The organism is Caballeronia sp. LZ033, assembly GCF_031451265.1.
GTDB lineage: Bacteria > Pseudomonadota > Gammaproteobacteria > Burkholderiales > Burkholderiaceae > Caballeronia.
Genome location: NZ_JARUXQ010000004.1, coordinates 880,787 through 891,605 on the forward strand (window position 1 = coordinate 880,787; position 10,819 = coordinate 891,605).

The following is a 10,819-nucleotide window of genomic DNA, read 5'->3' on the forward strand; positions in this document are numbered from 1 at the left end:
AAGCCAACTGACAGCAAGGACCGTTCCAAGCAGCTTCAATCAGCCCCCGCCCGGGCTTTCCTCCGACAAAATCACCCGCGCGACGCGGCATGCCGCCAGGTCCCAGGCCGCGCAGCCAACCGACTTGAACATGACGGGCCGGGGGGCGGCGTCCGCCGAAACCGGAGCCGCCAGCGCCTCGGCAAGCGCCCGCACCGCGCCCCACTCGACGCCTGCCAGGATGAAATCGCCGGCTTCGTGGCGGGCGCCGGCCAGATCGTCCACGTAAAGCGCGCTGCCATGCACGATCTCAGCAGCGATCTCGGCGGCATCGGCGGTGAAGGCGCCCACGCCGATCACCAGCCGTCCGGCGCGCGGAGGCGCCGTGTACACCGGCGTCTTGCTGGTGGTCGCGGCGATCACTACATCGACCGATGCGGGGATCTCCGCCGCCTCGAGCGGCGCGAGGTGGCGGCCGGGCGCCGCATGCGCGTCGCAGAACGCGCGCGCACGCCCAGCCCGCGAACCCTGCACGAGAATGCGTGCCTCCGGATACACGGCCGCCAGTGCCTCGACGTGAAACGCCGACTGCCTGCCCGTGCCGATTACCAGCACCTCGCGCGGCGCGGCGCCGTGCAGCGCGCGGATCGCCAGCATCGAAACCGCAGCCGTGCGCCGCCCGGTCACCGTGGGGCCGTCCAGCATGAATTGCGGCACGCCGGTGGCGGCATCGTAGGCGGTAACCTGACCGTGAATCGTCGGCAGGCCGAGCGCGCCGTTGCCCGCGCACACGTTGACGAGCTTGTGCATCGCGAGATCGGCGGCGCTCGCGGGCATCGACAGCATCACGCCGCCTTCGATCGGCACGACCATGCGCTCCGGACTCACGATGCGCCCCGCCGCGTAGTCGAGCATGGTCGCGGCGAGCGTGTCCACGAGACGGTTGTACGGCACGAGACGGGCGGTCTGCACGTCGTCGAAACTCTGGAGGGCGCGTGGCGTTGGGGTCATCGTGTTCTCGTCTGGCTGGAAGAAAGTGGACATGCCATCGGCATGCCATTGAAGCGCGGAATTATTCTAACGGCGCGCACAACGACGGCGCGACCGCGTCATAAAGCCACTTAACCGGCGCGGCGCGCGCCTGTCACAATGATTTCCCTGTTCGACGAGTCAGGCGGGAGCGCCGTTGTCACATGCCTGCCACTGGCGACGGTCATACTCGGCGGACTCGCGTCTTCGTCTCGCGCCGCCTGGCGCAATGCACCACGACAGCCCAGCACACAATCACGGAGCCCACCATGAGCATCGACACGACGGACAAGCAGCGCCGTTTCCACGCGGACCTCATCGACAGTTACGACGAAGAGTTCGAGATGGAAATCGATGACCGCTTTCTGGACGGTGAATCGACCTTCTCGGATGAAGAGCGCGCGCTGCGCAAGACCTATTTCCGCGAACTGTTCCGTCTGCAAGGCGAGCTCGTGAAGCTGCAGGACTGGGTCGTGCATACGGGTCATCGTCTGGTCGTGCTGTTCGAAGGACGCGATGCGGCCGGCAAGGGCGGCGCGATCAAGCGCATCACGCAGCGTCTCAATCCGCGGGTCTGCCGCGTCGCCGCCCTGCCCGCGCCGAACAATCGCGAGCGCACGCAGTGGTACTTCCAGCGCTATGTGTCGCACTTGCCGGCAGCCGGCGAGATCGTGCTGTTCGACCGCAGCTGGTACAACCGCGCGGGCGTCGAGCGCGTGATGAACTTCTGTACCGATGAGGAGTATGAGGAATTCTTCCGCTCGGTGCCCGAGTTCGAGAAGATGCTGGTGCGCAGCGGCATCCAGATCGTCAAGTACTGGTTCTCGATCACCGATGACGAACAGGAAGTGCGCTTCCAGGCGCGTATCGAGGATCCGCTCAAGCAGTGGAAGCTGAGCCCGATGGACCTTGAAAGCCGTCGCCGCTGGGAAGCGTACACGGCGGCGAAGGAAGTCATGCTGGCGCGCACGCACATTCCGGAGGCGCCGTGGTGGGTTGTGCATGCAGTGGACAAGAAGCGTGCGCGTCTGAACTGCATCCACCATCTGCTGAACCAGGTGCCGTATCACGATGTGGAGCATTCGCCGATCGAGCTACCCGACCGCGTGTTCAATCCTGACTATCTCCGGCAACCCGTGCCGGATGAGCTGTACGTTCCTGAGGTTTATTGAAGCAAGTTATTGATCGAGTGTGTTTGTCGAAGCGCGAACCGGTTCAGCAGCAGTTGCTGCAAGGAACGTGCTTCACTCTTTCGACATCGCGCCGGCGCGTGAATGCATGGCGCAGCGCGAACTGATACGCCTGTTGCGAACCCTTGAGCATCACGACGAACATGACCTGCGCGAGGTTGAAGTCGAGCGTGACCATCAGGCGCATCAACAGCAGCAGTGGCAGCACCACCGCCGGCTGATACAGTTGTTTTGCTATCAAGTCTTTCATCTTCGGCTCCTTATCCCATGTTCGTATTTTATGGACTGGAGCCTCGCGGATAAACGCTCCGCAGGTGAAGACATATGTTCCGTGAAGCGAACAATCAGCCGTGAATGCGCATGAGCCGTCGGCCCTCATGCAAATGGCCCTGCGCGAGGCAGGGCCATGTTCACGTTACTTCTGCGTTACTTCTGCGCGAGACTCGCGTCAGGCACCGGCGTGGGCTTCGCATCGCCCCAGCCGCCGCCCAGTGCGCGTATCAGATTCACCGTCGATACCGCCTGCAAGCCCTGCAACTGCACCGATGACCGCTGCGTTTGCAGCACCGTGCGTTCGGCGTCGATGACATCGAGATAGTTCACCGCGCCTTCCGTGTACTGGGTGCGCGACAGCTGCGCGGCGCGTACCGAGTACTTTACCGCATCGTCCTGCGTCGCGGTCTGGTCTTCGAGAATGCGCAGATCGGACAGGTTGTCCTCCACTTCGCGGAAGGCCACGAGCACCTGCTGCCGATAGCTCGCGACATCCTCTTCATACACTGCCCGCGCATTCGCGAGATTGCCCTTGCGGCGGCCGCCATCGAAGATCGGCAGGTTCAGCGCCGTGCCCGCGAACGGCCCGAGCAGGAACGTGCGGCTCGACCAGTTGAAGAGATCGCCGAGCGTCGCCGACTCGAAGCCGCCCGAGCCCGTCAGCGTCAGCGACGGGAAGAAAGCCGCCTTCGCCACGCCGATGCGCGCATTGGCTGCGGCCATCGCGCGTTCCGCTGCGGCGATGTCGGGACGGCGTTCGAGCAGCGCCGAAGGCAGCCCTGGCGGGACACGAATCGTGACCGGCTTGAGCGGATTCGCGGCCATCGAGAACTCCGCGGGCGTCTTGCCGAGCAGCACCGCAAGGCTGTGCTCGGAGGCCGCGCGCAGACGCTGCACGGTCATCGCGTCGGACCGGGCAGTCGCCAGCTCCGACTTCGCGCGAGCAACGTCCAGCTCGCTGATGTCGCCTTCGGTGAAGCGTCGTTGCACCAGCTTCAGCGCCTGTTCGCGCAACTGCACGGTGCGCGTGAAGACGTCGGTTTCAGCGTCCAGCTCGCGCAGGTTGAAGTAGTTCTGCGCGACGTCCGCTTGCAGCGCCAGCTGGACCGAGCGGAACAGCGCCTCGCTCTGCGCGGTGTCCGCGTTGGCCGCCTGCACCGAGTTCGACACGCGGCCGAACAGATCCACTTCATACGACGCGCTCGCCTGCGCACGCCACAAGGTCTGCGCGGGCACATTGGCATTCGCCGGCAGGAACTGCGATGCCGGCGAGAACTTCTCGCGCGTCGGGCCGAAGCCCGCGTCGAGCGTCGGGAACAGCCCCGCGCGCGCCGTCTGGTTGATCGCGCGCGCTTCCTTCACGCGCGCGGCCGCCGCCTTCAGGTTCTGGTTCGCGTCCTGCGCCTGCTTTTCCAGATCGTTGAGCGAAGCGTCGCCGAAGATCGTCCACCATTCGCCACGCAGCATCTCTTCCGAGGGCTGCGCGGTCTTCCAGGTGCCCGCCTCCGATGCGTCCAGCGTCTTTTGCGGCGTTTCCTTGTAGGCGGACGGCGCGCCGACATCCGGCTTTTCGTAAGTGGGCGCGAGCGAGCAGCCCGCAACCACCAGCAGCGCCGCCATCAGGCCCGGCACACCCAACCATCGTTTCATATGCAACTTGTTCATCATCGACCTCATTGCGCTTCAGGCGAAGCACCGATACCGCGCATCTGCGGATGCGAGCCATGCTTGTCCGTCACGTGTTCGGTGCGCGACAGCTTGCGCAGGATCACGTAGAACACGGGCGTCAGCATCAGACCGAACAACGTGACGCCGAGCATGCCGAAGAACACCGCGACACCCATTGCGTGACGCATCTCAGAACCCGCGCCCGACGACAGCACGAGCGGCACCACACCCATGATGAACGCAATGGACGTCATCAGGATCGGGCGCAGACGCAGCCGGCTCGCTTCGATCGCGGCCTGCACGATGGAGCGTCCCTGCATCTCCAGTTCGCGTGCGAACTCCACGATCAGGATCGCGTTCTTCGCCGACAGCCCCACCAGCACCATCAAGCCGATCTGCGTGAAGATGTTGTTGTCGCCATCCGTGAGCCATACGCCGAGCAGCGCGGACAGAATGCTCATCGGCACGATCAGGATCACCGCGAGCGGCAGCGTCAGGCTTTCATACAGCGCGGCCAGCACCAGGAACACCAGCAGCACGCTGATCGGGAACACCCACAGCGCTGCGTTGCCCGCGAGGATCTGCTGATACGTGAGATCGGTCCATTCGAACTTGATCCCGCGCGGCAGCACTTCCGCCGCAATGCGTTCCGCCGCCGCCTGCGCCTGTCCCGACGAATAACCCGGAGCCGGGCCGCCGTTGATGTCCGCCGCCGTGTAGCCGTTGTAGCGCACGACCATTTCCGGCCCGTAGGTCGGCGACACCTTCACCAGCGACGACAAGGGCACCATGTCGCCATTCGCATTGCGCGTCTTGAGCAAGCCGATATCTTCCGGATGCGCACGGAACGGTGCATCCGCCTGCACGCGCACCTGATACACGCGGCCGAAGCGGTTGAAGTCGTTCACGTACAGCGAGCCGAGATAGACCTGCATCGTGTCGAACACATCCGTCACCGAGACGCCGAGCTGCTTCGCCTTCACGCGGTCCAGATCGACATTCAGTTGCGGCACGTTGATCTGATAGCTCGAGAACGTCGGTCCGAGTTCGGGCGTCTGCGAAGCGCGCTTGATGAATGCCTGGGTGGCATCGGCGAGCGCTGCATAGCCGAGCGCGCCGCGATCCTCCAGCTGCATCTTGAAGCCGCCCAGCGTGCCCAGCCCCAGCACCGGCGGCGGCGGGAACACGGCGATGAACGAATCCTTGATGCCGGCGTACTTCTGGTTCAGCGCACCCGCGATGGCATTGGCCGACAGCGCCTTGTCATGCACGCGGTCCTTGAAAGGCTTCAGCGTGACGAACACGATGCCCGCGCTGGACGAATTGGTGAAGCCGTTCACCGACAGACCCGGGAACTCCACCGCGCTTTCCACGCCCGGCTGCTTCAGCGCGATAGCCGACATCTGGCGGATCACGCCTTCAGTGCGGTCGAGCGAAGCGCCGTTCGGCAGTTGCGCGAAGCTGATGAGGTACTCCTTGTCCTGCGCGGGCACGAAACCGCCCGGCACGACCTTGCCCATCAGCACCGCGCCCGCGAGCAGCACGGCATACACCACCATCATGATCGACTTGCGGCCGATCACACCCTTCACACCCTTGCCATACGCTTCCGAACCGCGATGGAAGACCTTGTTGAAGCCCCGGAAGAAGCCGCCGAACACGCGATCCATGGCGCGCGTGAGCCAGTCCTTCGGTTCATCGTGGCCCTTCAGCAGCAGCGCGGCGAGCGCAGGCGAGAGCGTCAGCGAATTGAACGCGGAGATCACCGTCGAGATGGCGATGGTCATCGCGAACTGCTTGTAGAACTGCCCCGTGAGACCGGACATGAATGCGAGCGGCACGAACACGGCCACCAGCGTCAGCGCAATCGCGATGATGGGTCCGCTGACCTCGCGCATCGCCTGATAGGTGGCCTCTCGTGCTGACAGACCCGCCTCGATGTTCCGCTCGACGTTTTCGACCACCACGATCGCATCGTCGACGACGATACCGATTGCCAGCACCATCCCGAACAGCGACAACGCGTTGATCGAGAAGCCAAACGCAAGCAGCAGCGAGAAGGTCCCGACGATCGACACCGGCACCGCGAGCAGCGGAATGATCGATGCGCGCCAGGTTTGCAGGAACACGATCACCACGAGCACGACCAGCGCGATGGCTTCAGCGAGCGTATGGATCACCGCTTCGATGCTGGAACGCACGAACTGCGTCGGGTCATAGACGATCTGGTATTCGAGGCCTGCGGGCATGTCGGCCTGGAGTTCCTTCATGGTCTTGCGGACTTCGTCGGAGATCTGCAGCGAGTTCGCGCCCGGTTGCTGGTTGATCGCGATGGCCACCGCCGACTTGTTGTCGAGCAACGAGCGCAGACCGTATTCCGATGCTGCCAACTCGACACGCGCGACATCGCCGAGATGCGTGACGGCGCCGTCCGGCGAAGTCTTCAGCACGATATCGCGGAACTCGGCTTCGTTCTGCAAGCGGCCGCGCGCATTCACGTTCAGTTGCAGCGGCACGTTCGGCAGCGTGGGCGAGCCGCCGATCACGCCGGCCGCGACCTGCACGTTCTGCTCGCGAATCGCGTTCGCGACGTCAGTGGCCGTGAGACCGCGCTGCGCGACCTTCTGCGGATCGAGCCACACGCGCATCGAGTAATCGCCCGAGCCCCACAGCTGCACTTCACCCACGCCCGCGATGCGCTCCAGCCGGTCCTTCACGTTGATCAGCGCGTAGTTGCGCAGATACGTCATGTCGTAACGGCCGTTGGGCGAGTTCAGATGGACCACCATCGTGAGCGTCGGCGAGGACTTGATGGTCGTCACGCCGAGCCGCTGCACGTCCTGCGGCAGACGCGGCAGCGCCTGGTTCACGCGGTTCTGCACCAGCTGCGTGTTCTTGTCGGGATCGGTGCCGAGCTTGAACGTGACCGTGGTCGTGAGGTTGCCGTCGCTGTTCGCCTGCGACTGCATGTACAGCATGTCCTCGACGCCGTTGATCTGCTCTTCCAGCGGCGAAGCCACGGTCTCGGCGATCACCTTCGGGTTCGCGCCGGGATACTGCGCATGCACGACGACCGAAGGCGGCACGACTTCCGGATACTCGGAGATCGGCAGCTTGAACATGGCGATCACGCCCGCCAGCAACACGATCACCGAGAGCACGCCCGCAAAGATCGGGCGGTCGATGAAAAATTTGGAAATATTCATGACGAGTTCTGTCTGTTGCGGATGACGCGCATTACTGCGCGGATGCCGTCTTCACGACCGGAGCATCGCTGTCGTTGTTCATCGCGACGTTGTTGGCCTTGATCACATCGTTCGGACGCACGCGCTGCAAGCCGTTCACGACGATGCGCTCGCCCGGCTGCAAGCCCTTGCTGATGACGCGCAAGCCTTCATGCGTCTGACCGAGCGTGACTTCGCGGTACTGCACGCGGTTGTCCTTGTCGACGACCATCACGTACTTCTTGTCCTGGTCCGTGCCGATAGCCTCGTCCTCGACGAGCACCGCCGGATGCGGCGTGCCGCCGCCCACCTTGACGCGCGCATAGAGCCCCGGCACCAGCGAGCCGTCCGGGTTGTTGAAGCGCGCGCGCACGCGGATCGTGCCGGAGGTGGTATCGAGGCGGTTGTCGACCGAATCGACGACGCCATCACGCGAATAGCCATCCTCGTTCGCGAGACCCAGCGACACCGGCACCTTCGAACCCGCATCGCGGCCGAGATAGCGCAGATAGGTTTGCTCGTCGACGTCGAAGGAAGCGTAGATCGGCGAGACCGACACCAGCGTGGTCAACAGCGGCGCGTTCGCACCCGTCGACACGATGTTGCCCACCGTCAGTTCCGCGCGCGACACACGGCCCGACACCGGCGCCGTGATGTGCGTATAGGCGAGATTGATCTTCGCGGTTTCGAGCGCAGCCTGCGCGGCCTTCAGGTTGGCGACGGCCTCGCGGGCGGCGTTCTGCTTCTCGTCGTAATCACGCTTGGCGATGGCGTTGTCGGCGAGCAGCCGTTCGGCGCGCGCGGCGTCGGTCGACGTGTAGCCGTTGCGCGCCTGGGCCGCCGCGAGCTGCGCCTGCGCGCGGTCCACTTCGGCTTCGTACGGGCGCGGATCGATGGTGAACAGTGCATCACCCTTCTTCACGAGCTGACCGTCCTTGAAATGCACGGCGACGATGGTGCCCGGCACGAGCGGACGGATATCGACGTGATCCACCGCTTCCAGCCGGCCCGAATAGCTCTGCCAGTCAGTGATGGTCCGGGCGATCACGGTGGCGACGTCCACTTCGGTGGCCGTCGGGCTATGCGCGGCGGCCTTGGCTTCGTTCATGGCCGCGTCGCCGTGGCCGTGCAGAGCGGTATAGCCGCCCGCGCCGGCAATGATGACTGCCGCGCCCAGCGTGGCGTAGATGCGTTTGCGAGTGAAGAACATGGTGAGAGGCTCCGGTTGCGTTGAGATTGTTGTTGTGTGGTGCTGCGCTGGCGTGCCGATTCTTGCGTTGATGTTGCGAACGTTGCGAACCGGCTTCCCGCGCTTATTTGGTGCGCGCCAGCCGCTTTCTGAAGAACGCGACGACATCGGCAAGCGCATCCGGGTGCGCGGCCAATGCGTGGTGCGAGGTCTTGCCATGACGCGTGACTTCAGTCGGCACGCCTGCGGCGATCAGTTCGCCGGCGTATTTTTCCGCCTCGATATGCAGCAGATCGTGCTCGGCGCTCGCGATCATCGCGGGCGGCAGTCCGCCCAGGCGCCGCGATTCGAGCGGCGCCGCGTACGGATGCAGGCGTTGCGACGGGTTCGGCAGATAGGCGCGATACCACTGCGCGCAATCGCAAGCTTCGAAATCGGGGCACAGCACCTTCCGTTCGTCGGCCATGCGCGTCAGGCTCGGATCGAGCAGCGGCGCCAGCAGGGCCTGCGCGGACATGCGGATATCGCCGCGATCACGCGCGATGGCAGCCACGCACGTGGCAAGATTGCCGCCCGCGTCATGACCCGCGATGCCGATGCGCAACGGATCCGCACGCTGTCCGCGTGCATGCGCCACGGCCCATTGCGCCGCGCGATAGCCGTCTTCGGGCGCGGCCGGAAACGGGAACGCGGGTGCGAGCGAATAGCCGACCGACACGACCCATGCGGGTGTATCGCGCGCAATGGTCGCGGCGGCGATGTCCGCGTCTTCGAGCGTTCCGCCGATAAAACCGCCGCCGTGAAAATAGAGCACGATGGGCACGACCTTCCCATCCGATGCAGGACGATAGCTGCGCACCGTGATGGGCTGCGTGTGACCCGTGATGCGCACATCCTCGATGCACAGCCGGGGGCTCGACTCCAGTTCCAACAGTGTTGCCATGGTTATTCGTGGTGCGGGGCCCGTGCTGCAAGGCCTGCGCGCATAAGTTGCGATGCTGCGAATTCTGGGGGCCGCGCCTTTCTGGATAAATGCCTATAATCCGGCAACACAATTCGGTCGCCCCGAACAATCGTGGTTATCCCTCGCGATTATTCGACCGGTCTTTCTTTGGCGTCCGCTTAATTCCCGGCGGCGCAAGCATTCAAGGTGAGAGAACATGGATCGGCTTCAAGCAATGCAGGTCTTCACTCGAGTCGTCGACACCAACAGCTTTTCCCGCGCCGCGGACACGCTCAATCTGCCGCGCGCCTCGGTCACGACGATCATCCAGAACCTCGAAGCGCATCTCAACGTGCGCCTGCTCCAGCGCACCACGCGCAGGCTCAATCTCACGCCCGACGGCGCGGCGTACTACGAGCGCTGCGTGCGCATTCTCGCGGACATCGAGGAAGCCGAAGGTTCTTTCTCGAACAACGGCAAGGGTCCGCATGGCAAGCTGCGCGTGGACATGCCGGGCGCGATAGGACGTCTCATCGTGATGCCGCAGCTATGCGCTTTCCACACGCGCTACCCGGACATCGAGCTGATGATGGGTTTCGGCGACAAGCCGGTCGATCTGATTCAGGAAGGCGTCGATTGCGTGATCCGCGTGGGTACGCTGCAGGATTCGAGTCTGGTGGCGCGGCGTATTGGCGTGTTCCAGGGCGTGACCGTGGCCGCGCCGCAGTATCTCGAACGGCACGGCATTCCTGAGACCATCGACGATCTGCAGGACCACACCGCCGTCAATTATTTTTCGAGTCGCACGGGCCGCGTGATGGACATGGACTTCGTCGTCGACGATAAGACCGTCGAAGTGAAGATGCGCGGCATGATCGCGGTGAACGATGCCGAGGCGTATCTCAGCTGCGGCCTGAAGGGCGTCGGCATCATCCAGGTGCCGCGCTTCATGGCGCTGCCGCATCTGCGCGCAGGTGAACTCATCGAAGTGCTGCCGCAATGGAATCCGCTGCCCATGCCGATTTCAGCCGTGTATCCGCATAACCGGCATCTGTCGCCGAAGGTGCGCGTGTTCGTCGACTGGGCGGCCGAGTTGTTCGAACGCTGCCCGCTCCTGCAAGGCCAGAAGGATGCGGAAGACCGCTGCCTGCCGACGAGCACCGCATCGCCGAAGGTCGTGCGTCATGGCACGCCGGAAGTCGCGGGTACTGAAGATGTGGTTGCATAGCTAATCAATTTGCTGACCGGCGCGGGGGCCATCGCGGACCTATGCGGCCCGCGCCACCACCCCCCCAACCCCCCCCCCCACCCCCATCGCCGGTGT

Annotated in this window: 8 protein-coding genes; 2 read left to right on the plus strand and 6 right to left on the minus strand. The window is 64.1% G+C overall.

Annotation, left to right across the window (positions count from 1 at the left end):
* Positions 1–39 precede the first annotated feature (39 nt).
* A complete protein-coding gene (gene lhpI, locus QCE62_RS31275) occupies positions 40–990 on the minus strand; it encodes a bifunctional Delta(1)-pyrroline-2-carboxylate/Delta(1)-piperideine-2-carboxylate reductase (protein ID WP_309926563.1) in 951 nt (316 codons plus the stop codon).
* A 287-nt stretch (positions 991–1,277) separates the two neighbouring features.
* Between lhpI and ppk2 the strand changes: the two genes are divergently transcribed.
* Entirely contained in the window at positions 1,278–2,180 is a 903-nt protein-coding gene (gene ppk2, locus QCE62_RS31280) for a polyphosphate kinase 2 (protein WP_309926565.1), read from the plus strand.
* Positions 2,181–2,223: 43 nt separating this feature from the next.
* Here ppk2 and QCE62_RS31285 read toward each other — a convergent pair whose 3' ends face one another.
* The 5 genes from QCE62_RS31285 to QCE62_RS31305 all read right to left on the minus strand — a co-directional run bounded on the left by QCE62_RS31285 (position 2,224) and on the right by QCE62_RS31305 (position 9,495).
* The gene (locus QCE62_RS31285) at positions 2,224–2,448 is read right to left on the minus strand and encodes a hypothetical protein (protein WP_309926568.1); all 225 of its coding nucleotides are present in this window, start codon (positions 2,446–2,448) and stop codon (positions 2,224–2,226) included.
* Between the two features lie 176 nt (positions 2,449–2,624).
* Positions 2,625–4,148, minus strand: a complete 1,524-nt coding sequence (locus tag QCE62_RS31290) for an efflux transporter outer membrane subunit (RefSeq protein WP_409017947.1) — start codon at positions 4,146–4,148, stop codon at positions 2,625–2,627.
* Positions 4,145–7,345, minus strand: a complete 3,201-nt coding sequence (locus QCE62_RS31295; RefSeq protein WP_309926572.1) for an efflux RND transporter permease subunit — start codon at positions 7,343–7,345, stop codon at positions 4,145–4,147. The genes QCE62_RS31290 and QCE62_RS31295 overlap by 4 nt, the downstream gene beginning before the upstream one ends.
* Positions 7,346–7,376: 31 nt before the next feature.
* Entirely contained in the window at positions 7,377–8,573 is a 1,197-nt protein-coding gene (locus QCE62_RS31300; RefSeq protein WP_309926574.1) for an efflux RND transporter periplasmic adaptor subunit, read from the minus strand.
* 103 nt (positions 8,574–8,676) lie between these two features.
* The gene (locus tag QCE62_RS31305; RefSeq protein ID WP_309926576.1) at positions 8,677–9,495 is read right to left on the minus strand and encodes an alpha/beta hydrolase; all 819 of its coding nucleotides are present in this window, start codon (positions 9,493–9,495) and stop codon (positions 8,677–8,679) included.
* A 217-nt stretch (positions 9,496–9,712) separates the two neighbouring features.
* On the opposite strand from QCE62_RS31305, the gene QCE62_RS31310 reads away from it, so the two are divergent.
* Positions 9,713–10,723, plus strand: coding sequence for a LysR family transcriptional regulator (locus tag QCE62_RS31310; protein WP_409017948.1), 1,011 nt, complete (start codon positions 9,713–9,715; stop codon positions 10,721–10,723).
* Positions 10,724–10,819 lie beyond the last annotated feature (96 nt).